Origin of the sequence: Micromonospora sp. NPDC049645 (assembly GCF_040675155.1) — a bacterium.
Classification (GTDB): domain Bacteria; phylum Actinomycetota; class Actinomycetes; order Mycobacteriales; family Micromonosporaceae; genus Micromonospora.
In genome coordinates, this window is record NZ_JBFAOI010000001.1 from 93,973 (window position 1) to 115,984 (window position 22,012).

The window sequence follows — 22,012 nt, forward strand, 5'->3', positions numbered from 1 at the left end:
CGCCGTGAGCGCACCGGCAGCGGCCGGTCGGTCAGAACAGGGCCAGTCGCGCGGCGGCGTCCCGGGCGATCAGGAAGCCGGCGATGCCGAGGATCCAGCCCAACGCGCTGCCCGCCTTCGTGACGATCCAGGTGTTCAGGCGGGCCAGCACCGGCTCGACCAACTGCGGGCGGGCCAGCCTGGCACCGAGCAACAACACCGCCGGCAGCACCATGACCACGCAGTACCCGGCGAGCAGCGCCACCACAGTCGCCGCGCCGACGCCCGAGGTGGCCAACAGACCCACCGCGCCGAGGTACGGAAGCATGGTCGCCACCTCGGCGAGCGCGGCGAGCAGCGCGAGACCCACCAACCAGCGGGCCGAGGAGTCACCGGCGGTGGCCCGGTCCCGCCACCGCAAAACGCCACCGGTACGCGGACGCCGCTTGCCGTCGTAGCGGAAGCTGAGCGCCAGCATGCCCACGCCCAGGACGAGTTGCGCCCAGAGGACACCCCGGTTGTCCAGAGCGCCGCCCAGCGCGTCGCCCAGCGTGCTGCCGCCCCAGACCAGCAGCAGCCCCACCGCGAGGTAGAACGCCGCGATCGTGGCGAGGTAGCCCAGGATCCGCCGGGCGTTGACCGGCCCGGGGGCGAGCAGCAACCAGACCGGGATGAAGAGGGTGCCGATGCTGGTGCTGTCGACCAGTGCCAGCCCGGCCAGCGACAGCAGCAGTTCGGGGGTCATGTCGTACCAACGCGGAGAACGGCCACGAGATCATTCTCCGGCGGTGCTGGCGCTGCCGCCTCGGCCGTGGACAGGAGCAACGCGTACATCCTTCGACGGACTATCGAGGGTCGACCCAGCCGGTGAAGCGTTCGGTCAGGCCGTCCGGCGTCCTGCCGCCGTACAGCTCGGTCAGGTGTTCGGTCGCTTCGGCTTGCAGCGCCTTCAGGTGCGCGATCAACTCGTCGGGTCGACCGCGGTACCGACCGAGCAGGCGCAGTTTCGCGGTCGAGCAGGGCCAGGCGATCCCGCACGTACGGCAGCGCCAGGCCGGCTTGAGCAGGGGGTGGTCCGCGTGATCGGTCATCGGCCGGCCCGCGCCTCGTGCCGGGACGGCTGGTTGGTCGGAGCGCAGGCCAACCGGTCGACCCCTTCGCGCAGCACGAACAGCTCCCGCTTGGCCCGTGCGGTGCCGTCCGGTCCCAGCTCGTACGCCTCGATCCAGGTCCAGCCGTGGTAGGTGTGCCGGTCGGTCAGCTCGCGGATGACCCGGACCGTGATGGGCGTGACGAACTGTGGGCTCGCCGCGCGGGACAGGCGAACGAGGTCGCCGGCCGTCATGGTCCCGGTCGTCGCGCCACCGCTGGCGTGGCCGCCACCCCGGCGTGCTGCGGGCTGGTTCGTGCGCTTGTTCGGCATCGCTCCCCCTGCTCGTTGGGAGGGGCCGCCCCTGAGTGCTCGCCCGCGAGGCGGCCCCGGCACGAACGCGACCGCCGGGTCTCGGGTGGTCCCTGCCGGCCGCGCCGTCTCAGAGGCACACTGCCAAGGGTTGTTATCCGAATACACTGCGTAGGAATATCTCCTGTGGACGTCCCGGACGTACTAGAGGAGACACGGATGAATCGCGCAGTCGCTGAGGCCATGTCGAAATCCGGCCTGACCGCCGACCGGCTCGCCGCCCAGATCGGGGTGGATCCCAAGACGGCGGCCAAGTGGGCGAACCCGGGACGGATTCCGCAGACTCGTCACCGGTCGAAGGTCGCCGAGGTGCTGGGCCGCGACGAGGAGGACCTCTGGCCCGACCTGTACAAGCGGCGCGAGCCGGCGTGGTTCCGGCCGTGGACGGACATCGAGCGCGAAGCGGTCGGGCTCCGGTACTACGAGTCGGCAGTCGTTCCCGGTCTCCTACAGACCGAGGCGTACGCGCGAGCCGTGCTGAGCAGCGGGCTCTGGGCCGACGACGACCTGGAGGCACACGTGGAGACCCGCCTCCGCCGGCAGGCCGCCGTGTTCGATCGGCCTCGGCCGCCGTTGAGCGTCTTCGTCATCGACGAGGCCGCGCTGCGCCGGGGAAGACCCGACATCATGACCGAGCAGCTCGACCACCTGATGACGCTCGCCGAGCGGCCGGCGGTGATGATCCACGTCCTGCCCTGACGGCCGGGTTCCACCCCGGCCAGGCCGGGCCGTTCGTCATCGCCAGCACACCGGATGGCGGCGACGTCGGCTACCTCGACGACCAGGCCGCCGGACGCCTCAGTAATGACGTTGCTCCGCTCTGGGCGGTCTGGGATAGCGTGAGGTCGTTAGCGCTACCGCGAGACCTGACCATCGACCTGATGAGAGCGCGAGCATGGATAACCTGACCGGCGCCCGTTGGCGCAAAAGCACCCGCAGCAGTTCAAACGGTGGCAACTGCGTCGAGGTGGCCGACAACCTGCCCGGGGTCGTGCTCGTGCGCGACACGAAGGACCGGGATGGCGGCACGCTGACGTTCGGGCCGGCCGCCTGGGCGAGCTTCCTCGGGCTGGCAAGGACGATCGGCCCCGTCGGCTGACGCAGCCGGCGATCTCGGCGACGGGGCACCGACGTCAGTTGACCAGGACGATCCTTCCGGGTGCGTGGCGTGCCTCGCTCAACTCGTGTGCGGCGGCGGCCTCGGTCAGCGGAAACGTGGCGGCGACGGGGATGCGCAGCCGACCGGATTGGGCGAGGTGCACCGCGATGTCGAGGCCGTGTACCGCGAGCGGGTCGGCACCGGAACCCACCGCCCTGCCAGTCCGATCCGTAAGTGCGCCGTGCGACAGGTGGACGCCGTGGGCGGCGGCCGCGAAGTCGGCGATCGTCACCACGCGTGCCGCGTCCCCGGCGATGGCGATCAGGTCGGGAAGTGCGCCTCCGGCGCAGTCGAACACCGCGTCCACCCCGCCGGTCGCCAGCCCGCGGATCCGGTCCGGCAAACCGGGGCCGTACGTCGTCGGCACCGTGCCGAGCGAACGCAGAAAGTCGTGGTTGCCTTCACTTGCCGTGCCGATGACGACGGCGCCTCGGGCGGCTGCGAGCTGAACGGCGACGCTGCCGACCGCGCCGGCCGCGCCATGCACCAGCACGGTGTGCCCCGCCGCGACCCCGAGCCGATCGAGAACGCGGGTGGCCGTCTCGACACTGCCGGCGGCACCGCCCGCCTCCTCCCAACTCCAGGCGTCGGGCTTACCGGCCCACGCGCTCAGCACCACCTGGTCGGCGTTGGCGCCACGCGTGGCCGGCGAGGCCATGCCGAACACCTGATCGCCGACGGTTACGCCGGTGACGCCGGCACCGACCTCGTCGACCACTCCGGCCGCGTCGAAGCCGGTCCGGTGCGGGAACGTCACCGGCACCAGGTCGGCCAGCTTGCCGGAGCGAATGAGCACCTCCCCCGTCGAAACCCCGGACGCCCGGACGGCGATGCGGACCTCACCCGGCCCGGCGTGCGGGGTCACGACCTCGCTGACGTGCACAACGCTGGGCGGCCCAAACTCGGCAAATACGACAGCTCTCATGGCCGGAACCGTAACGGATCACCCCGTCCGGTTAGCTAAAGTGAGACCGGTGACGGCGGAAGTGAGACAAGGTCTGCGTTCGGATGCCCGCGACAACCGGGAACGCATCCTCGCCGTCGCTCGCCTGGCGTTCGCGACCGACGGCCTCGACGTGCCGATCCGCGAGATCGCCCGGCGGGCCCAGGTGGGCGCCGCCACGGTCTACCGGCACTTCCCCACCAAGGACGCGCTGCTCGCCGAGGCGTTCGCCGAACAGATGACCCTGTGTTCGGCGATCGTCGAGGAGGGCCTCGCCGAGCCCGATGCCTGGCTGGGCTTTCGCGTCGTGGTGGAGAGGCTGATGGAGACGCATGCCCACGATCGCGGCTTCGCCCGCGCCTTCATCAGTCAGCTGCCCCGGGAAGCCGGCTTCACCGCCGATCGCACCAGAACGCTGCGCATGCTTGCCGAACTCGTCGACCGCGCCCGAGCGACAGGGGAACTTCGCGACGACTTCGTGCTGGAGGACCTGGTCCTGGCGCTGATGGCCAACGAAGGCATCCGAGCCGAGTCGACCGCCAGACGTCTGGCAGCCGCACGTCGCTTCGCGGCGTTCATGATCCAGTCATTCCAGACAAGTCCGGCGCGGGCGCCACTGCCACCAGCCGTACGCCTGCCGCTGTCGACGCCCTGACCAGCCGTACGCCTGCCGCTGTCGACGCCCTGACCAGCCGGGGCGGCGACGGTGTCGGCGTCCGGCCAGGTCGAGGATGCTCCAGTTGCCGGGTGATCGGGCCGGTCAGCGGCGGCCACGTCGACCCCGTTTACGCGGCCGGATGACCCCGGGCATGCCGACCGACGGCCAGCCGTCCAGCTCGGATGGGGGCACACCGCGCCGGAGCAGGTCGTCAAGCAGCACGGCGAGCGAGTAGTCAGGGTGCAGGGTGAGCGTGCGTTCGATCGCGACAGCCGCCAACGCGCCCTGCCCCGCGCGCCAGGCGGCGAACGCCAGCAGCGCACCCGGAGCGGCGGCCACCTCCGGCTCGGCCCGGCGCAGCACGTCGGTCCAGAGGGCGATGTCCCGGTCCCGACCGTCGGTGCGCTCCCAGGCGTGATCGCGGACCGGCAGGTGGGTCATCAGCAGGCTCAACCAGGCCACCTCGTCGTCGTCCAGCCGTTCACCACGCCGCTGTCGACGCTGGGCCTCGCGGACCGCCGCCACCCCGGCGGAGCGCAGCGCCCGACCGCCGAGCAGGTCACTGTCGGGCGCCTGTTCCAGCAGCTCGGCGAGTCTCCGCTCGGCGCGGAGGGTGGCCGCGCGTGCCGCGTCGCGGGCCGGGCCGTGCACCGGTGCCACCTGCGCCACCAGGGCCGCCCGGTCGGGGAGCGCGACCTGGCCGGCGGAGACCGCCGAGGCGGTCACCGCGTTGGCGCTCGGGTCGTAGCGGCGGCCCTCGGGCGGGCAGCAGTCGGGCTCGGTGCAGAGATAGGACCACCAGCGGCCGTCGGTCACCCGCAACGCGTCGAGCACGTGCAGCCCGGTGACGTTCAGCGCGTTACGTACCGCGTCCACGGCCGGGGTGACCCGATCCGGTTGCCCGTACCCCACCACGGTGGCGGCCTCCGCGCCCTGCCGGCGGATCACACCGGCCAGGTGCCCGGCCAGCCCGCCCGGATCGGTCGACGGCTCGGGCAGGTCCGCGCGGGCGGCGAAGATGATCTGTCGACCGTGCAGCGCCACGGCGACCACGCTGTCAGTGGGATGGAAGCCGAGCAGGTACGGCACGGCGGCGATCAGGTCGGCGGGTGAGCGGACGGCGAGCTGGGGGCGTTCGGTCGAGGTCATGTCGAAAGCCTGCGGCGGGGGTACCCGGCCTCGCCGCCCCTGTGGACGACACGCGGCTTATCCACAGTCACTGAGCGTGTTATTCCTGCTCACGGCGTACCCACGGGTGCGAAAAGAGCGACGATGTCCTCGGGCGACACCTGGCTGTCGTAAGGAGCGGTTACCGTGCGCTGATGGACCTGGCGTACCTGCGCGCGCACCCGGCACACCTGCCGACCTTCCGGACCCATCAGCGGCTCCGGGAGACGCCGGTCGCCGGTGGCAACATCTGCGCCGCCGCCCGACTCACCCTCGACGACGGCCACTCCGTCTTCGCCAAGTCCTGGCCGGAGGGGGCCGACCGACCGGTGCCGGAGGGCTTCTTCGCCGCCGAGGCAGCCGGCCTGCGCTGGCTGCGGGAGGCCGGCGCGATCGGCGTACCCGAGGTGATCGTGGAATTGCCGGAGCTGCTGGCGCTCGACTGGGTGGAGCCCGGCGAGCCGACGCCGGAGGCCGCGGACCGCTTCGGCCGGGAGTTGGCCGGGCTGCACCGGGCGGGCGCGACCGCCTTCGGCGCGAGCTGGCCCGGTTTCATCGGGTCGCTTCCGCAGGACAACACCCCCAGCGACGGGCCCTGGTCGACGTGGTTCGCCGAGCGTCGCCTCGCCCCCCACCTGCGACGTTCGGTCGACCGTGGCGCGCTGAGCGGCGCCGACGCCACCCTGGTCGAGCGGGTGATCGGCCAGCTCGACGGGCTCGGCGGCGACGAGCCGCCCGCGCGCATCCACGGCGACCTGTGGCCGGGCAACGTGCTGTGGGGGGCCGACGACCGGGCCTGGCTCGTCGACCCGGCCGCGCACGGCGGGCACCGGGAGACCGATCTCGCCCAGCTCACCCTCTTCGGTGGCATCCCCCACCTCGATCGGGTGCTGGCCGCCTACCAGGAGAGTTGGCCGCTTCCGGACGGCTGGCGCGAGCGGGTGCCCCTGCACCAGCTGCATCTTTTGCTCGTGCACACCGCGCTCTTCGGCGGCAGCTACCGAGACGCGGTCGTCCAGTCCGCCCGTGCCGCCCTGGGCCGGGCCGAGCGCGCTACGGTCGACAGGTGAGCGCCGCCCCGGGGACCGACGGCGTCCTCGTCGACCGGTATGGCCGCGTCGCCCGGGACCTGCGCGTGTCCCTCACCGACAAGTGCAACCTGCGCTGCACCTACTGCATGCCGGCGGAAGGGCTGCCCTGGCTGGCCGGCCCCGAGTTGCTGACCGACCAGGAGATCATCCGGCTGGTCCGGGTGGCCGTCGAGCGGCTCGGTGTGACCGAGGTGCGGTTCACCGGTGGTGAGCCGCTGATCCGACCCGGGCTGGTCGACATCGTGACGGCGGTCGCCGCCCTCGACCCCCGCCCCCGGGTCTCGCTGACCACCAACGGCATCGGCCTGGACCGGCTGGCCCCGGCGCTGCGCACGGCCGGCCTCGATCGGGTGAACGTCTCACTGGACACCCTGGACCCGGCCCGGTTCACCGCGCTCACCCGCCGACCCCGCCTGGACGCGGTGCTTGCCGGGCTCGCCGGAGCGGCAGCCGCCGGGCTCGACCCCGTGAAGATCAACTCGGTGCTGATGCGCGGTGTCAACGAGGACGAGGCGCCGGCGCTGCTCCGATTCGCCCTCGACCACGACTACCAACTGCGGATCATCGAGCAGATGCCGTTGGACGCCCAGCACGGTTGGGCGCGGGACACGATGGTCACCGCCGAAGAGATCCTGGCGTCGCTGCGTACCACCTTCGACCTCAGTCCCGACCCGACCGAGCGAGGGGCGGCACCGGCGGAGACCTGGCTGGTCGACGGAGGCCCCGCCCGGGTCGGTGTGATCGCCAGCGTCACCCGCCCCTTCTGCGGAGACTGCGACCGCACCCGGCTGACCGCCGACGGTCAGGTCCGCGCCTGCCTCTTCGCCACCGAGGAGTCGGATCTGCGCGCCGCGCTGCGCACCGGCGCGGACGACGACGAGTTGGCCCGACGCTGGCGCACCGCGATGTGGGGCAAGCGCGCCGGGCACGGCATCGACGACCCCACCTTCCTCCAGCCGACCCGTCCGATGTCCGCGATCGGCGGCTGAGCATGACGTCGACACCGCTGACCGTCCGCTACTTCGCGGGCGCCCGCGCCGCCGCCGGCCGCACCGAGGAGGCCCTGCCAGCAGGGCGGTCACTCGACGACCTGACGGCCGAGCTGACCCAGCGCCACGGCGACCGACTCGCCGCGGTGCTGCGGGTGGCGAGTTTCCTGGTGGACGGCGTCACCTGTCATGATCGTCAGGCACCCCTGCCGGCCGGGGCCACGATTGATGTCCTGCCCCCGTTCGCGGGCGGCTGAGGGAGGCGCACACACATGGCGGTTCTGGGGTTCGTGGCTGTCCTGGCGCTGGCCACCGGTCTCATCCACCTCTACCTGTGGAAGCGGCTCGTTCGCGACACCACCGCGCCGGGCCGCTGGCGACGCGTCGGTGGCATCGCCGCTCTGGTGTTGGCACTTCTCGTGCCGGTCACCCTCGCCGGCACGCAGGCCGGTCTCTACTGGCTCGCCTGGCCGGGCTACCTGTGGCTCGCGTTGATGTTCTACCTGCTGGTCGTGCTGGTCGTGCTGGAAGTCCCGATGCTGGTCGCCCGCCTGGTGCTGCGCCGCCGGGTGATCGCCGCGGAGCCGACCACCGCCGCGCCCGAGCCGGTGCTGGTCGGCGCCGCCGGGCCGACCGAGCCGCCGGCCGCCGGCGCCGTCGCCGCACCGGACCACGACCCGGCCCGCCGGCTGCTGCTGGCCCGCGGGGCCGCCATCTTCGCCGGCCTCACCGCCACCGGCATCGTGGGGTACGGCGTGCGCACCGCCCTCGGCCCGCCCCAGCTCGACCGGGTGCGCATCCCGCTCGCCAAACTCCCCCGCAGCATGGACGGCCTGCGCATCGCCACCGTCTCCGACATCCACCTCGGCCCGCTGCGCGGCCGGGCGCACACCGAGCGAATCGTCGCCGCGATCAACCGGCTCGACGCCGACCTCGTCGCGGTCGTCGGTGACCTGGTCGACGGCTCCGTCGCCGAGCTGGGTTCCGCCGCCGAGCCGCTGCGCGACCTACGTTCCCGCTACGGCAGCTTCTTCGTCACCGGCAACCACGAGTACTACTCCGGGGTGGAGGAGTGGGTCCAGGAGGTCGACCGCCTCGGCCTGCGGGTGCTGCAGAACCACCGGCAGGAGATTCAGGCCCGGGGCGGCGTGCTCGACCTGGCCGGCGTGAACGACCTCACCGCGGCGGGCACCGGCCTCGCCGCCGGGCCGGACTTCGCCGCAGCCCTCGGTGACCGCGACCCGAGCCGTCCGGTGGTCCTGCTCGCGCACCAGCCGCTGGCGGCGAAGGAGGCGGCCCGGTACGGCGTCGACCTGCAACTGTCCGGGCACACCCACGGCGGCCAGATGGTGCCGTTCAACCTTGCCGTCAAGCTGGAGCAGCCGGTGGTCAGCGGGCTCGGCGAGGTCGACGGCACCAAGGTCTACGTGACCAACGGCGCCGGTTTCTGGGGGCCACCGGTCCGGGTCGGCGCGGAGCCGCAGATCAGTCTGGTCGAGCTGCGCTCGGCATAGCGGACGTCACGTCCGCGCGTGGCGGCAGGCGGCCGGCGCGGCGGGCGTGACAGGATGCGGCGTGCCCCCGTTCAGCGCCGTACCCCCCGGTGGCCTCCCGCCATTCGTCGCGGACCTGCACATCCACTCGAAATACTCGCGCGCGTGCAGCCGCGACCTCACGCTGCCGAACCTCGCGTGGTGGGCCCGGCGTAAGGGCATCGGCCTGCTCGGCACCGGCGACTTCACCCACCCCGGCTGGTACGACCACCTGCGGGAGACGCTGCGCCCGGCCGAGCCGGGGCTCTACCGGCTCGACCCGGAGGCGGAACGGGACATCGCCCGCCGGCTGCCGCCCCGGCTCGCCGGGGCGGCAGAGGCGGACCCGGTCCGGTTCATGTTGAGCGTCGAGATTTCCACCATCTACAAGCGGGACGACCGGACCCGCAAGGTGCACCACCTGATCTACCTGCCGGATCTGGACGCGGTGGCCCGGTTCAACACCGCGCTGGGCCGGATCGGCAACCTCGGCTCCGACGGTCGGCCGATCCTCGGACTGGACTCCCGCGACCTGCTGGAGATCACCCTTGAGGCCAGCCCCGACGGCTACCTGGTGCCGGCGCACATCTGGACGCCCTGGTTCTCCGCGCTGGGCTCGAAGTCCGGCTTCGACGCGATCGCGGACTGCTACGCCGACCTGGCCGAGCACATCTTCGCGGTGGAGACCGGGCTCTCCTCCGATCCGGCGATGAACTGGCGGGTCGGCAGCCTGGACGGCTACCAGCTGGTGTCCAACTCGGACGCCCACTCGCCGCCGGCTCTCGGCCGGGAGGCGACCGTACTGACCGCCGAACGGGACTACTTCGCCGTTCGGGAGGCGCTGCGGACCGGTGACGGCCTGGCCGGCACCATCGAGTTCTTCCCCGAGGAGGGCAAGTACCACGCGGACGGGCATCGGTTGTGCGGGGTCAAATGGTCTCCGGAGCGCACCCGGGCGGCCGAGGGGCGCTGCCCCGAGTGCGGCAAGCCGCTCACCGTGGGTGTCCTCAGTCGGATCGAGGAGCTGGCCGACCGCCCGGAGGGGCACCGGCCGGCACACGCCCGGAACGTCACGCACCTGGTGCCGCTGGCCGAGATCCTCGGCGAGATCAACAAGGTGGGCGCCCGGTCGAAGAAGGTCGAGGGGCGGTTCAACGAGCTGCTGGCCGCACTCGGTCCCGAGCTGGAGATCCTGACCACGACGCCACTGGGCGACATCGCGCAGGCCGGTGGCGAACTGCTCGCCGAGGGCATCGGGCGACTACGGCGCGGCGACGTCCGCCGGGTCCCCGGTTACGACGGCGAGTACGGCGTGATCACGCTCTTCGACCCGACCGAGTTGGGCGCGCAGGAGACGCTGTTCGACGTACCGGTGCCGGCGCAGCGGCGACCCTCGGAGCCGGCGCCCCGGGCCACGGCCAAGCGCCCGGCGGCGGCAAAGGCGGAGCCGAAGCGTAAGCCGGTCCCGGCGCCCGCGCCTCCGATCGCACCGCCGCCGTCTCCGCACGAGCCGTTCGAGCCGATGCTCTCCGGAATGGAGGAGGTCGGCACCGGTCTGCTGGACCGACTGGACGCGATGCAGCGGGTGGCCGCCTCCGCACCCGGCGGCCCGCTGCTCATCGTGGCCGGTCCCGGCACCGGCAAGACCAGGACGCTCACCCACCGGATCGCGTACCTCTGCGCGGAGCTGAACGTCTTTCCCGAGCGATGCCTCGCCATCACGTTCACCCGCCGGGCCGCCGAGGAGCTGCGGCACCGCCTCGACAGCCTGCTCGGCCCGGTCGCCGAGGACGTCACCGTGGGCACGTTCCACGCGCTGGGGTTGACCATCCTGCGGGAGAACGCCGACGCGGCGGGCCTGCCCACCGACTTCCGGATCGCCGACGACGCCGAGCGGGCGGCGGCCCGATCGGAGGCCGGCGACGACCGGGCCGCCTACACGACGCTGCTGCGCAAGCAGGACCTGGTCGACCTGGACGAGTTGGTGAGCCTGCCGGTGGAACTGCTGCGGGCCGACCGGCACCTGGTCGAGCGGTACCGGGACCGCTGGCGGTGGATCTTCGTGGACGAGTACCAGGACGTCGACGAGGTGCAGTACGAGCTGCTGCGGCTGCTCAGCCCCGCCGACGGCAACCTCTGCGCGATCGGCGACCCGGACCAGGCGATCTACTCGTTCCGGGGTGCCGACGTCGGCTACTTCCTGCGCTTCTCCGAGGACTTCACCGACGCCCGACTGGTCCGACTCAACCGCAACTACCGCTCGTCGGCCCCGATCCTGGCCGCCGCCGTGCAGGCCATCGCACCGTCCTCGCTGGTCCGGGGGCGACGACTGGACCCGGCGCGACTCGACCCGGAGGCCCCACTGGTCGGGCGCTACCCGGCGGCGTCGGTGGCCGAGGAGGCCGACTTCGTGGTGCGTACCGTCGACGACCTGGTCGGCGGTCTGTCGCACCGCTCGCTGGACTCGGGCCGCATCGACGGCCGCTCCACCTCGCTGTCGTTCTCCGACATCGCCGTGCTGTACCGCACCGACGCGCAGGCCGCCCCGATCGTGGACGCGCTGACCCGGGCCAACATCCCGGTCCAGAAGCGGTCCCACGACCGGTTGCGCGACCGCCCCGGGGTGACGGCCATCGCCCGCGAGCTGCGGCACGCCGACGGTCTGGACGGGTCGCTGGCCGCCCGGGTCCGGCTCGCCGGTCAGGTGGTCGCGGAGCGATTCGCCGTGCCCACCCTGGACGGCGCGGGCAGCACGGTCCGTCCCGAGGACGTCCGCTCGGCCGTGGACCTGCTGACCCCGCTGGCCCGACGCTGCGGCAACGACCTGGAGAGCTTCCTGTCCCAGTTGGCCACCGGCGCGGAGGTGGACGCGCTCGACCCGCGCGCCGAGGCGGTCACGCTGCTCACCCTGCACGCCGCGAAGGGCCTGGAGTTTCCGGTGGTCTTCCTGGTCGGCGTCGAGGACGGGTTGCTGCCGCTGCGCTGGCCGGGCGCGACGCCCGACGAGGACGCGGTCGCCGAGGAGCGCCGGCTCTTCTTCGTCGGCCTCACCCGGGCCCAGGACCGGCTGTACGTCAGCCACGCCGCTCGCCGGATCCGCCACGGCGCAGAGCGGGAGTGCGTCCCGTCGCCGTTCCTCGGCGCCATCGACGCCGCCCTGTTCGAACGCTTCGGCGAGACCGAACCCCGCCGCCCCAAAGACCGCCAACTCCGCCTGATCTAACACCCCGCCCCGCCCCGCCCCGCCTGCCCGGCGTGGCCTGCCCGCCCCGCCCCGCCCCGGCCCGCCCCGCGATCTTGCACTTTGTGTTGTCGAGTTGCGCGGAGATGCGCCGTATGTCGCCGCAGAAACTGCAAGATCGGCGTGCGGATGGAGGGAGAGCGCGGGGTGGGAGGGAGAGAGCGCGGGGTGGGAGAGGGAGAGCGCGGGTGGGTTTTCAGGTGAGGAGGGCGGCGAGCCAGGCACCGGTCAGCAGGGCCGGGCCGAGGGGCAGCAGGGTGTCGCGGCGCACCCGCCGGGCGGCGAGCAGACCGAGCACCAGGCCGCCGTGCAGCACGTGCGGCAGCAGCAGGCCGGCAAGCAGGGCGTCCCGGCCCAGCCACCCGAGCGGCAGGCCGAGGACGGCGGCGAGTTTCACGTCCCCGAAGCCCAGTCGTGAGCCCGGCAGCAGGGCCAGCAGCACGTGCGCCGCCCCGGCGACCGTCGCACCACCCAGCGCGCCGGCCAGCCGCCCGGGAGTGCCGGACAGCAGCGCCGCAGCGGTCAGACCCCCGAGAGCCAGCAGCCCGGCACCGAGGACCAGCGGGTCGGGCAGCCGCAGGCAGACGAGATCGACCCGAGCCAGCACCAGCCCCACCGCCGCGACCACGAGGAAGACCGGCAGCGCCGGGTCGTCGGCCTGAGTGACCGCGAGCCCGGCGAACACGCCCGCCGCCAGCAGCGGGCCGAGCAACGCCCGGGGGTCGCGCCGATCCCTCCGCAACGCCTCCGTGCCGAGGTTGCCGTCGCGCCGACGTCGCGGCCCGACCGGTGTGGCGGTGAAACGCCGGGCCAACCGGGGTACGACGAAGCCCACCAGCGCGCCGAGCAGGGCGAGCGACACCAGCGCGGCGGTCGACATCCGCCGGACGTTACTGGCGGTCGCTCACCAGCGTGGCCCCCGATCGCGATTCCGTGCCCGGCCGACGGGGCCGTTCGGTGCTCACCACCAGGGCGACACCGGCGACGATGACGGCACCGCCGAGCAGCACCTGCGGGGTGATCGGCTCGGCCACCAGCAGCGCACCGAGCGCCACCGCGACCGCCGGGTTGACGTAGGCGTACGTCGACACCAGCGAGATGGGCGCGGTGTGCAGCAGCCAGACGTACGCGGTGAAGGCCACCAGCGAGCCGGCCACCATGAGATAGCCCAGCGCCAGCCAGGACCGGGTGCTGACCGCCGCCGGATGGAAGTCGGCCAACTCGCCCCGACCGGCGGCGATGACCGCCAGCACCAGGGCACCGGCCGCCATCTCGTACACCGTGGCAACGAAGGGGTCGGCGGGCATCCTGATCCGTCCGGACAGGAACGACCCGACCGACCAGGAAACCGCGGCCGCCACGACGGTCAACGCCCCGAGCAGCGGCACCGCGGCCGAACCACCGCCGGGCAGCACCAGCAGGATGAGGCCGACGAAGCCCAGGGTGACCCCGACGAACGTCCAGAGCGGCGGGCGGTCCCCGGTGCCCGAGCGCAACAGCACCACCAGCAGCGGCACCGTGGCCACCAGCAGCGCGGCGATCCCGGACGGCACCGCCACCCCGGACGGCCCGGATTCGGCGAGCACCACCAGTCCGTTGCCGCCGGCGAGCAGGAGCACCCCGACCAGCGCGGCCGAGCCGAGTTGCCGTCGGTCCACCCGCAGTGCGCCGGGACCTCGACGCAACCGCAGCACCACCGCCAGGACCAGCCCGGCCACGGCGAACCGGAGAGCGGCCGACAGCAGCGGAGGCAGCGTCTCCACGGCGATCCGGATGGCCAGGTAGGTGGACCCCCAGAGCAGGTAGACCACGATCAACGCGGTCCAGATTAGGGTCGGCGTGGTGCTGGCGGGACGCCCGGCGAGGGCCGTGGCGCTCGGTGAAGGTGAGCTCATCAGTGGACCACGCTACGGTGACCTCGGAGTCGGCGTCCCGCTTTGGTGGCCGGCCTCTCACCACTCGTGCAGGAGGGCGGCATGACGAACTACGGACAGCCGGGGGGCGGACACCCGGGGCCGTGGCGTGGGCAGCGACCCGACGAGCCGCCCGGACGCCCGGTGCAGCAACCCTATCCGCCGGCCCCCGAGCCCTACCCGCCAGCGGTCCCGCCGTACCCGCCCACCGCGCAGGAACAGCCCAGCCCGTACGGCGGAGCGCCCGGCGCGCCCTATGGAGGCGGCACGGGAACGCCGTACGGCGGAGCGCCCGGCGCGTCCTATGGAGGCGGCTCGGGAACGCCCTACGGCGGAGCGCCCGGCGCGCCGTACGGCGGAGGAACGCAGACTCCCTACGGACACGAGCCCGGCCCGCCCTACGGTGGCGCGTACCAGCCGACCTCGACGATCCCGACGTACGGCGGGCAGCCGTACCAGCCCGACGACCCGTACGGCGGCGATCCGGCACCGGGCCGGCGTGGTCGGGGCCCGCTGATCGCGATCCTGGCCGTCGTCCTGCTGGTGGTGGCCGTGGCCGGCGTGTTCTGGTTGCGCCGTGGGCCGGACGACCCGGCGCCGGTAGCCGCGCCGAGCAACTCTGCCGCCGCCGCTGACCCCAGCGCGGACGCGGTGCAGCCCGCGCCGAGCGCCGCCGCCCCGGAGTCGTCGGCTGATCCACGCTTCGCCAAGGTCGGCCAGTGCGTCCGCAACGAGGGCGCGGCCGGCGGTAAGCCCAAGCTGGTGATCAGCGGCTGCGCCGCGAAATCGTACGAGGTGCTGAGTCGGATCGACGGTCCGACCAGCGGCGAGCGGGACGCCGAGGCCAAGTGCGGCAAGGTCGAGGGTTACACCAACTGGTATTTCTTCGACAGTGAGCTGGACACTCTCGACTTCGTCCTCTGCCTCAAGCAACGCTGAGACCACCCACCCCCGGGGATGACATGACGACCTACGGACCTACGGGATCCGATCAGCCGGACGACCCGTACCAGCGCCCGCCCACCGGGCCCGACAGCTCGCCGCCGGTCGATCCCACCGTGCCCCAGTGGAGCCCTCCGCCGACGGCCGAGGACCCGACCCGGCAGCAGTGGGGTCCGCCGCCGACCGGCGCCGAGCCGCCGACGGCACCCATGTGGGCGCCGCCGCCCACCAACCCGGAGCCGCCGACCGCGCCGATGTGGGCACCGCCGCCCACGTCTGGCCCGGATTACCCGCCACCCGGGCCATTCCCGCCCGCCGGGCCCACGCCGGGTCAGCCAGCGGGGCCATTCCCGCCCGCCGGGCCGACGCCGGGGCAACCAGGAGGGCCATTCCCACCCGCCGGACCCATGCCGGGCCAGCCAGGAGGGCCGTGGGGTCAGCAGCCTCCCGGCGGCTACGGGATGCCGCCCGCCGCCCCGGTGAAGAAGACCGGCGGCAAGGTCGCCCTCATCATCGTGCTGGTGGTGCTGCTCGTGCTCTGTCCGTGCCTCGGCCTGGCCGGTTGGGCGGTCTGGCGGGTCGCCGACGCCGGCAGGGACGCCACGCCCACCCCGTCGACGAGTGCGCCGGCCCTTCCTCCCGCCCTGCCGAGCGACGCGCCGACGTCGGCCGCACCGACCCCGGACGAGGAGTTCGCGAGGGGTGACTGCGTGGTGAACGACGGCAGCGAGGACGACGCGGAGCTGCGCAAGGTGCCGTGTGGCCCGAACACCTACCAGGTGCTGCTGCGGATTCCGGCGACCACAGACGGAGACCGGTGCGAGACGCTCGCGCCGCAGGCGACCGCGAACTACGTGCACGACAACTCGATCGACCTGTTCGACTACGTGCTCTGTCTGAAGAAGCGGTAGCCGATCGGGCGGGGTATTAGCCGATTGCCAAAACTAGGGCTGTCTAGCGTGGACGCTAGACAGCCCTAGTTTGTTGTCGAGGGTCTCAACACGCCGGTAGCCCCATCTATCCATGTCTAGCCTCGCAGCTAGATGGCCCGATACTCTGCGATGCGTGGATCCGGTCCGCAACCCGTACGCGCCGGGCGCCGGTCAGCGTCCGCCCGAACTCGCCGGGCGGGGGCGGGAGCTGGACGTCTTCGACATCGTGCTCGAACGCATCGCGCGGGGCCGACCCGAACGCAGCCTGATGCTCACCGGGCTGCGTGGCGTCGGCAAGACGGTCCTGCTCAACACCCTCCGGTCGCAGGCGATCAACCGGCTCTGGGGCAGCGGCAAGATCGAGGCTCGGCCGGATCAGTCGTTGCGCCGCCCGGTCGCCGCCGCGCTGCACATGGCCGTCCGGGAGCTGGCCCCCCGGCACCGCGCGCCGGACCGGATCGACGCGTTCCTCGGCGTGCTCAAGGCGTTCGCCCAACGGTCCGCCCCGACCGGCCGGGCCGGTGCCGCCACGAAGCTGCGGGACCGGTGGCAGCCCGGCATCGACGTCCCGGCGGCGAGTGGCCGGGCCGACTCCGGCGACATCGAGATCGACCTGGTCGAGCTGTTCAGTGACGCCGCCGCCGTGGCCAGTGACGTCGGCACCGGCATCGCCATCTTCATCGACGAGATGCAGGATCTCGGCCCGGAGGACGTGTCGGCCCTCTGCGCCGCCTGTCACGAGCTGTCCCAGCTGGGCGCGCCACTGATCGTCGTCGGCGCCGGCCTTCCGCACCTGCCGGCGGTGCTCAGCGCCGCGAAGTCGTACTCCGAACGGTTGTTCCGCTACCAGCGCATCGACCGGCTCGACCGGATCGCCGCCGACCGGGCGCTCTGCGCGCCCGCCGAGCGGGAGGAGGTCGAGTACGAACAGAAGGCACTCGACCTGCTCTACGAGAAGTCCGGCGGCTACCCCTACTTCGTCCAGGCGTACGGCAAGGCCACCTGGGACCACGCGCCGCGCTCGCCGATCACCGCCGCCGACGTGCGGGTCGCCGCGCCCGAGGCGGAAGCCGAGCTGGCCGTCGGGTTCTTCGGGTCCCGGTTCGAACGGGCCACTCCCGCCGAGCGCGAGTACATGCGGGCGATGGCCACGATGTCGGCGGTCGAGGGCGAGCCCGGGGCGGTGGTCCGCGACGACATGGACGCCGCGGTGCCGACGGCGGAGATCGCCCGCGCCCTCGGCCGCAAACCGGCCAGCCTCTCCCCGGCGCGGGACGCGCTGATCAAGAAGGGGTTGATCTACTCCGGAGAGCGGGGCACCGTCGCCTTCACGGTCCCGCACTTCGGCCGCTACCTTCGCACGCAGCCGGCCTGAGCCCGGTCAGACCCTCGACCAGGGCGCCGGAAAGAGCACCTCGCCGGGGGGCGGTGGCCCCTCCTCGCTGGTGGACGGCGGCAGCACCAGCGCCTGCCAGGGCTCACCGAGACCGGCCCACGGACCGGTCAGGCCCAGCTCACTCGCCGGGCCGAACCCGAACCGGCGGTAGAAGGCCGGGTCACCGAGGACGACGACGAGCCGCTCGCCCAACTCGGTGGAGGCGTCCAGAGCGGCCTGCACGACCGCCGTGCCGTGCCCGACACGCTGTCGGTGCGGCGCGACCGCGACCGGGCCGAGCGCCAGGACGGGCACGTCCGAGCCACGCTCCGGCCGCAGACGCACCCGGGTGAGCAGCGCGTATCCGACCACCTCACCGCCGTACTCGGCGACCATGGCCAGCCGCGGCAACCAGGCAACGGTGCCGCGCAGCTCGTCGACAAGGCTGACCTCCGGCGGCGTCGTCACGTCCGGGCGGGCGAAGGCGGCGGCCAGCACCCGGCGGACCGGGCCGGCGTCGGCCGGGTCCTCGGGGCGTAGCCGCAGCGTGGTCACCCGCGCGACGTTACCCGCCAGCGCCCGTCCATCCGTGACGGTCGCTTGATTCGGCGTGGCGCACGTGTACGAACACCAATCCGATCCGGCGGTTGCCGGGGTAGCAAACGCCGCGACGGGGTATGACTGATCCATGACGCCCGTACGCTCCCTCGCCCGCGCCATGTTGAGCGGCATCTTCGTGGTCAGCGGGTATCGAAACTTCCGCAATCCCGGCCGGCTCACCACGGCGGCCAAACCGGTGACCGACAAGGTCGCGCCGATGCTGAAGAAGGCACACCCGAGCTTCCCCACCGAGACCGAGACGTTGATCCGGCTCAACGCGGCTGTGCAGGTCAGCGCGGGCCTGATGCTGGCGAGCGGCCGGTTCAGCCGACCCGCGGCGCTGGTGCTCGCCGGCACGCTGGTGCCGGTGACCATCGCCGGGCATCCCTTCTGGAACAACGACGACCCGACCGCCAAGAACAACAACCAGATCCACGTTCTGAAGAACCTCGGGATCCTCGGCGGTCTGCTGCTCGCCGCGGCGGACACCGGCGGCAAGCCGGGTCTGCGGTGGCGGACCGGTCATCGCATCGGCCACTCTCGACGTTCCATGCAACGCGCCGTCCGTACCGCCCGCCGCGAGGCCCGGATCGCCGTCCGGTCGGCGTCCACCGCACGTCGACTCCCCGGCTGACCTGCGGCTGACCTGCGTCGATCCGTCTCTGCCCCACCCCCACCCCCCCGCTAAGGCCACGAATTACCTGAACCACCCGGTAGGCGTTAACGCGGTGGAAATGTCAAAAACATGTGTGGGATCGGACACGGTCGCATAACGCGGGAGGCACTGACGTGAGGCGCCGTTCTAGGCTCCGTGCAGGACCTGGACGGGTAGGACGACCTTGGTACGGGGGTGGCCACGCCATGCCGACGGCTGTCGGTAGACGGGCGGACCGCCTCGCCCCAATCCAACGTGTGACACGCGGGCTCGACCGGGTGACGCGCGGGATCGATCGCAGGAACGTCGTACGGGGCGCCATAGTGGCCGCCGTCGCCTATGCCGCATGGCTCGCCATCGGCACCTTCGGGCGGCCGTACAACTTCTTCGACATGAAGATCTACCACGGTGCCGTGGTGTGGTGGGCGAGCGGTCACGAGCTCTACGAGTTCATCGCGCCCGGAACCACACTCGGGTTCACCTACCCGCCCTTCGCCGGGCTGGTCATGCTGCCGATGGCGCAGCTGCCGATCGGCGCGGCCGGCATGGTCAACGCCGCCGCCAGCATCGCCGCGTTGGCGCTGGTGCTCGCCGGGCTGCTCCGGCCCATCGTGGACCGGTTGGGGTGGCCACTGTGGTTCACGGTGGCCGTGGCGGTGCCGCTCGCGGTCGCCATCGAGCCAGGTCGGGAGACGCTCGGCTACGGCCAGGTCAACATCCTGCTGTTCGCCTTGATCATGGCCGACCTGATCGGCCTTCGATGGCGCTCCCGCCGGGGCACCCACTACGCCGCGACCGACGGCCCGCTGCTGCGCTTCGTCTATGGCGGGGCGTGGGCCGGCGCGGGCATCGGCCTGGCCACCGCGGTGAAGCTCACCCCGGCGCTGTTCATCGCCTACCTGCTGATCACCCGTCAGTGGCGGGTGGCGGCCACCGCCATCGGCACCACGATCGGTGTGACGGTGGGGAGCTTCGCGATCGTCGGTGACGAGTCGCGGACGTACTTCGGCAGCGTGCTCTGGCAGACCGAACGGGTCGGTGCGGCGGACATGACGCCCAACCAGTCCCTCGCCGGCCTCCTCGCCCGGCTGTACGACTCGATCGAGACCCCCGGGCTGCTCTGGCTCGCCTTCTCGGTGCTGATCCTGGCGCTGGGCCTGTCCCGGGCGGCCAGTTCCCGCGCCGACGGCGACGAGCTGACCGCGTTCACGCTCGTCGGTCTCACCGCGAACGTGATCAGCCCGATCTCCTGGACGCACCACCTGGTCTGGGTCATCCCGGCGATCATCGTGCTGGCCGACGCCGCCGTACGCCGCCGTGAGGCGAGCCGGAGCATGCCGCAGCGCACCGGCCAGGGCCCCGTGTTCGGCGGACTACCCGGGGTCAACGGGCTCCGCCCGCCGATCTGGTACCCCACGCTGACCGGGCTCCGCCACGGTGTCGCCGCGATCGGGCTCTACCTGCTCTTCCTGATCTCACCGATCTGGCCGTACGAACACCAACTGCCGGAGATGTCGCACTACCAGGACGGGCTCTTCGGCGCGCTGATGGAGAACTCGCTCGCGGTCGCGCTGATCGTGCTGGTCGCCGCCCTGCCGTGGCGTCCCGGCGCGGAGCCGGCGTTCTACGGCGACCGACTCGCCCGGGCCGTGGTGATCAACGGCCACCGGTGAGCGGTCAGGGGCAGTTGACCCACTCGTCGGTGCCGTCGGTGAAGACCTGCCGCTTCCAGATCGGCAGGCGCGCCTTGACCTCGTCGACCAGCCGGGCACAGGCCGCGAAGGCCGCCGCCCGGTGCGCGGTGCTCACCGCGGCGACCAGCGCCACGTCACCGATCGCCAGGGGCCCGACCCGGTGCGAGACCGCCACCGCGTAGACGTCGGGCTCCGCGGCGATCTCGGCGGCCACCTCGCGCAGGACCTGCGCGGCGCTCGGGTGCCCCTCGTACTCCAGGCTGGTGACCTGGCGGCCGTGGTCATGATCGCGGACCACGCCCTGAAAGGACACCACGGCGCCGGCCCGGCGGTCGGCGACCGCCGCCTCGTGCGCGGCGAGGTCGAGCGGCTGGTCGGTGACCTCGCCGAAGGTGATCGTTGGTGCGGTCATCACGCACGCTCCCCGGGAAACAACGGCAGTGGCACGATCGGCACCCGGTCGCCCGGCTCGCCGCCGGTGCCGGGTCGGATGACGGCGAACCCGGCCGCGCCGGCCAGGCCACGCAGCATCGCCGAGCCGACGTGCCGGACCGGGGTGGCGGTGCCGGCGGCCCGGTCCACCCGGACCAACGCCAGGTGGGTGTAGTCACCGCGACCGGGCACCGCCTCGGCCAACGTGGCCTGCGGCAGCACCGGCATCGCGCGACCCTGGAGGCCGGCGAGCAGCGGCGCGACCAACGACACCAGCGCGACGATTGCGGACTGCGGGTTGCCCGGCAGCCCCGCCACGAACCGGGCTCGACCGTCGTGACCGGTCAGCCGGGCCAGGAGCATCGGGAACCCCGGGCGGACCGCCACCGTGTTGACCACGTAGTCGGCGCCGAGCGCCTCCAGGGTCGGGTGCAGGTGGTCGACCGGGCCGTTCATCGTGCCGCCGGTGGTGCAGACCAGATCGGCGTTCGCCAACGCCGAACGCAGGGCCGCCACGTGCGCGGGCAGCGTGTCGGCCACCGGGCCGACCACGTCGGACGGGCGGACCTGGCAGCCGTAGCGCCGCAGCCACCCCGGCACCGAGGGGCCCAACGCGTCGCGGACGCGACCCGCCGCGGGCGGACCGGCCGTCAACAACTCGTCACCGAAGACCAGCAGCGCGGCGCGCGGCGCCCGCCGGACCCGCAGCGTGTCGTGCCCGCAGGCGGCGGCCAGGCCGATCACCGCCGGGTCGACGGGCGTGCCGGCCGGCAACAACTCCTCATCGGCGTACGCCTCCTCGCCGGGCTCCCGCCACTCGGGCGTCTCCCGGGGAACGCCGCTGACCAGACCGTCGGCGCTCGTCGACTCTTCCACCCGCAGCACGGCGGTGGCGCCCTCGGGCACCATGGCACCGGTCGCGATCTCGACGGTGGTGTCGTCCTCGGTGAGCGGCGCGGGGGTGCTCCCCGCCAGGACCCGGCCGACCACGCGCCACGGGCCGCGACCGCGCACCGCCCAGCCATCCACGCTGGAGGTCGGGAAGGCGGGCAGGTCGGTGCGGGTGGTCAGCGGCTCGGCCAGGGTCGACCCGTCGGCGTCGACGAGTGGTCGGGCGACGGCGGGCAACGCGGCGGCCAGACCGACCGCGTAGACCCGCGAGCGCGCTTCCTCCCAACCGGCTGGCGGCGGTGCGACGACCCGATCCGCGGTGGGTGCGGTTTCCGTGCTCACCGACCGAGCCTATCG

General features: G+C 72.7%; 22 protein-coding genes and 1 pseudogene. 13 read left to right on the top strand and 10 right to left on the bottom strand.

The genetic code is table 11. The features are described 5' to 3' along the window. Positions 1–31: 31 nt before the first annotated feature. From AB0J33_RS00480 to AB0J33_RS00490, 3 genes are all read right to left on the bottom strand, one after another. A complete protein-coding gene (locus AB0J33_RS00480; RefSeq protein WP_363608374.1) occupies positions 32–724 on the bottom strand; it encodes a GAP family protein in 693 nt (230 codons plus the stop codon). Between the two features lie 100 nt (positions 725–824). Further along, positions 825–1,070: a flavin reductase gene (locus AB0J33_RS00485; RefSeq protein ID WP_363608376.1), complete on the bottom strand. Its 246-nt coding sequence runs from the start codon at positions 1,068–1,070 to the stop codon at positions 825–827. Then, positions 1,067–1,402: a hypothetical protein gene (locus tag AB0J33_RS00490; RefSeq protein WP_363608378.1), complete on the bottom strand. Its 336-nt coding sequence runs from the start codon at positions 1,400–1,402 to the stop codon at positions 1,067–1,069. The genes AB0J33_RS00485 and AB0J33_RS00490 overlap by 4 nt, the downstream gene beginning before the upstream one ends. Before the next feature lie 198 nt (positions 1,403–1,600). On the opposite strand from AB0J33_RS00490, the pseudogene AB0J33_RS00495 reads away from it, so the two are divergent. Then, positions 1,601–2,349: pseudogene (locus AB0J33_RS00495) on the top strand (Scr1 family TA system antitoxin-like transcriptional regulator). Continuing rightward, entirely contained in the window at positions 2,337–2,540 is a 204-nt protein-coding gene (locus tag AB0J33_RS00500) for a DUF397 domain-containing protein (protein WP_363608380.1), read from the top strand. The pseudogene AB0J33_RS00495 and the gene AB0J33_RS00500 overlap by 13 nt, the downstream one beginning before the upstream one ends. Before the next feature lie 34 nt (positions 2,541–2,574). Here the strand turns inward: AB0J33_RS00500 and AB0J33_RS00505 are convergent, their stop codons facing one another. Further along, positions 2,575–3,525, bottom strand: coding sequence for an NADP-dependent oxidoreductase (locus AB0J33_RS00505; protein ID WP_363608382.1), 951 nt, complete (start codon positions 3,523–3,525; stop codon positions 2,575–2,577). 49 nt (positions 3,526–3,574) lie between these two features. Between AB0J33_RS00505 and AB0J33_RS00510 the strand changes: the two genes are divergently transcribed. Then, entirely contained in the window at positions 3,575–4,198 is a 624-nt protein-coding gene (locus AB0J33_RS00510) for a helix-turn-helix domain-containing protein (RefSeq protein WP_363608384.1), read from the top strand. A gap of 105 nt (positions 4,199–4,303) precedes the next feature. Here AB0J33_RS00510 and AB0J33_RS00515 read toward each other — a convergent pair whose 3' ends face one another. Continuing rightward, positions 4,304–5,350, bottom strand: coding sequence for a DUF4192 domain-containing protein (locus AB0J33_RS00515; RefSeq protein ID WP_363608386.1), 1,047 nt, complete (start codon positions 5,348–5,350; stop codon positions 4,304–4,306). Positions 5,351–5,523: 173 nt separating this feature from the next. Here AB0J33_RS00515 and AB0J33_RS00520 point away from each other — a divergent pair, with 173 nt between their 5' ends. From AB0J33_RS00520 to AB0J33_RS00540, 5 genes are all read left to right on the top strand, one after another. Then, entirely contained in the window at positions 5,524–6,438 is a 915-nt protein-coding gene (locus AB0J33_RS00520) for a fructosamine kinase family protein (RefSeq protein ID WP_363608388.1), read from the top strand. Continuing rightward, the gene (gene moaA, locus AB0J33_RS00525) at positions 6,435–7,448 is read left to right on the top strand and encodes a GTP 3',8-cyclase MoaA (RefSeq protein WP_363608390.1); all 1,014 of its coding nucleotides are present in this window, start codon (positions 6,435–6,437) and stop codon (positions 7,446–7,448) included. The genes AB0J33_RS00520 and moaA overlap by 4 nt, the downstream gene beginning before the upstream one ends. A gap of 2 nt (positions 7,449–7,450) precedes the next feature. Beyond that, positions 7,451–7,705 carry a MoaD/ThiS family protein gene (locus AB0J33_RS00530; RefSeq protein ID WP_363608392.1) on the top strand — a complete coding sequence of 85 codons (255 nt, stop codon included), beginning with the start codon at positions 7,451–7,453 and terminating at the stop codon, positions 7,703–7,705. 15 nt (positions 7,706–7,720) lie between these two features. Continuing rightward, positions 7,721–8,962, top strand: coding sequence for a metallophosphoesterase (locus AB0J33_RS00535; RefSeq protein WP_363608394.1), 1,242 nt, complete (start codon positions 7,721–7,723; stop codon positions 8,960–8,962). Positions 8,963–9,023: 61 nt separating this feature from the next. Continuing rightward, positions 9,024–12,203, top strand: coding sequence for a UvrD-helicase domain-containing protein (locus tag AB0J33_RS00540; protein WP_363608396.1), 3,180 nt, complete (start codon positions 9,024–9,026; stop codon positions 12,201–12,203). A 214-nt stretch (positions 12,204–12,417) separates the two neighbouring features. Here the strand turns inward: AB0J33_RS00540 and AB0J33_RS00545 are convergent, their stop codons facing one another. Together AB0J33_RS00545 and AB0J33_RS00550 are read right to left on the bottom strand one after the other, a co-directional pair. Next, complete coding sequence (locus AB0J33_RS00545) at positions 12,418–13,101, bottom strand: prepilin peptidase (RefSeq protein WP_363608398.1); 684 nt, start codon at positions 13,099–13,101, stop codon at positions 12,418–12,420. Between the two features lie 10 nt (positions 13,102–13,111). Beyond that, positions 13,112–14,116, bottom strand: coding sequence for an EamA family transporter (locus AB0J33_RS00550; protein ID WP_363608400.1), 1,005 nt, complete (start codon positions 14,114–14,116; stop codon positions 13,112–13,114). A 447-nt stretch (positions 14,117–14,563) separates the two neighbouring features. On the opposite strand from AB0J33_RS00550, the gene AB0J33_RS00555 reads away from it, so the two are divergent. The 3 genes from AB0J33_RS00555 to AB0J33_RS00565 all read left to right on the top strand — a co-directional run bounded on the left by AB0J33_RS00555 (position 14,564) and on the right by AB0J33_RS00565 (position 17,383). After that, positions 14,564–15,073, top strand: coding sequence for a hypothetical protein (locus AB0J33_RS00555; protein ID WP_363610144.1), 510 nt, complete (start codon positions 14,564–14,566; stop codon positions 15,071–15,073). A gap of 464 nt (positions 15,074–15,537) precedes the next feature. Next, positions 15,538–15,987, top strand: a complete 450-nt coding sequence (locus AB0J33_RS00560) for a hypothetical protein (protein ID WP_363610146.1) — start codon at positions 15,538–15,540, stop codon at positions 15,985–15,987. Positions 15,988–16,141: 154 nt separating this feature from the next. Beyond that, a complete protein-coding gene (locus AB0J33_RS00565) occupies positions 16,142–17,383 on the top strand; it encodes an ATP-binding protein (RefSeq protein ID WP_363608402.1) in 1,242 nt (413 codons plus the stop codon). Between the two features lie 6 nt (positions 17,384–17,389). On the opposite strand, the gene AB0J33_RS00570 is transcribed toward AB0J33_RS00565, so the two are convergent. Beyond that, positions 17,390–17,938 carry an N-acetyltransferase gene (locus AB0J33_RS00570; RefSeq protein WP_363608404.1) on the bottom strand — a complete coding sequence of 183 codons (549 nt, stop codon included), beginning with the start codon at positions 17,936–17,938 and terminating at the stop codon, positions 17,390–17,392. Between the two features lie 133 nt (positions 17,939–18,071). On the opposite strand from AB0J33_RS00570, the gene AB0J33_RS00575 reads away from it, so the two are divergent. After that, positions 18,072–18,617: a DoxX family protein gene (locus tag AB0J33_RS00575; protein ID WP_363608406.1), complete on the top strand. Its 546-nt coding sequence runs from the start codon at positions 18,072–18,074 to the stop codon at positions 18,615–18,617. A 227-nt stretch (positions 18,618–18,844) separates the two neighbouring features. After that, positions 18,845–20,311: a glycosyltransferase 87 family protein gene (locus AB0J33_RS00580; protein ID WP_363608408.1), complete on the top strand. Its 1,467-nt coding sequence runs from the start codon at positions 18,845–18,847 to the stop codon at positions 20,309–20,311. A 4-nt stretch (positions 20,312–20,315) separates the two neighbouring features. On the opposite strand, the gene AB0J33_RS00585 is transcribed toward AB0J33_RS00580, so the two are convergent. Then, the gene (locus AB0J33_RS00585) at positions 20,316–20,744 is read right to left on the bottom strand and encodes a molybdenum cofactor biosynthesis protein MoaE (protein ID WP_363608410.1); all 429 of its coding nucleotides are present in this window, start codon (positions 20,742–20,744) and stop codon (positions 20,316–20,318) included. Then, positions 20,744–21,997, bottom strand: a complete 1,254-nt coding sequence (locus AB0J33_RS00590; RefSeq protein ID WP_363608412.1) for a molybdopterin molybdotransferase MoeA — start codon at positions 21,995–21,997, stop codon at positions 20,744–20,746. Before AB0J33_RS00590 ends, AB0J33_RS00585 begins: the two co-directional genes overlap by 1 nt. Positions 21,998–22,012: the final 15 nt, after the last annotated feature.

What these genes read in the sequence shown, in the direction of transcription:
- AB0J33_RS00485 (WP_363608376.1), bottom strand. Translation starts at nt 1,070, where the DNA reads ATGACCGATCACGCGGACCACCCCCTGCTCAAGCCGGCCTGGCGCTGC.
- AB0J33_RS00545 (WP_363608398.1), bottom strand. Translation starts at nt 13,101, where the DNA reads ATGTCGACCGCCGCGCTGGTGTCGCTCGCCCTGCTCGGCGCGCTGGTG.
- AB0J33_RS00585 (WP_363608410.1), bottom strand. Translation starts at nt 20,744, where the DNA reads ATGACCGCACCAACGATCACCTTCGGCGAGGTCACCGACCAGCCGCTC.
- AB0J33_RS00550 (WP_363608400.1), bottom strand. Translation starts at nt 14,116, where the DNA reads ATGAGCTCACCTTCACCGAGCGCCACGGCCCTCGCCGGGCGTCCCGCC.
- AB0J33_RS00580 (WP_363608408.1), top strand. Translation starts at nt 18,845, where the DNA reads ATGCCGACGGCTGTCGGTAGACGGGCGGACCGCCTCGCCCCAATCCAA.
- AB0J33_RS00535 (WP_363608394.1), top strand. Translation starts at nt 7,721, where the DNA reads ATGGCGGTTCTGGGGTTCGTGGCTGTCCTGGCGCTGGCCACCGGTCTC.
- AB0J33_RS00505 (WP_363608382.1), bottom strand. Translation starts at nt 3,525, where the DNA reads ATGAGAGCTGTCGTATTTGCCGAGTTTGGGCCGCCCAGCGTTGTGCAC.
- AB0J33_RS00480 (WP_363608374.1), bottom strand. Translation starts at nt 724, where the DNA reads ATGACCCCCGAACTGCTGCTGTCGCTGGCCGGGCTGGCACTGGTCGAC.
- AB0J33_RS00490 (WP_363608378.1), bottom strand. Translation starts at nt 1,402, where the DNA reads ATGCCGAACAAGCGCACGAACCAGCCCGCAGCACGCCGGGGTGGCGGC.
- AB0J33_RS00515 (WP_363608386.1), bottom strand. Translation starts at nt 5,350, where the DNA reads ATGACCTCGACCGAACGCCCCCAGCTCGCCGTCCGCTCACCCGCCGAC.
- AB0J33_RS00520 (WP_363608388.1), top strand. Translation starts at nt 5,524, where the DNA reads ATGGACCTGGCGTACCTGCGCGCGCACCCGGCACACCTGCCGACCTTC.
- AB0J33_RS00500 (WP_363608380.1), top strand. Translation starts at nt 2,337, where the DNA reads ATGGATAACCTGACCGGCGCCCGTTGGCGCAAAAGCACCCGCAGCAGT.
- AB0J33_RS00575 (WP_363608406.1), top strand. Translation starts at nt 18,072, where the DNA reads ATGACGCCCGTACGCTCCCTCGCCCGCGCCATGTTGAGCGGCATCTTC.
- AB0J33_RS00530 (WP_363608392.1), top strand. Translation starts at nt 7,451, where the DNA reads ATGACGTCGACACCGCTGACCGTCCGCTACTTCGCGGGCGCCCGCGCC.
- AB0J33_RS00560 (WP_363610146.1), top strand. Translation starts at nt 15,538, where the DNA reads ATGCCGCCCGCCGCCCCGGTGAAGAAGACCGGCGGCAAGGTCGCCCTC.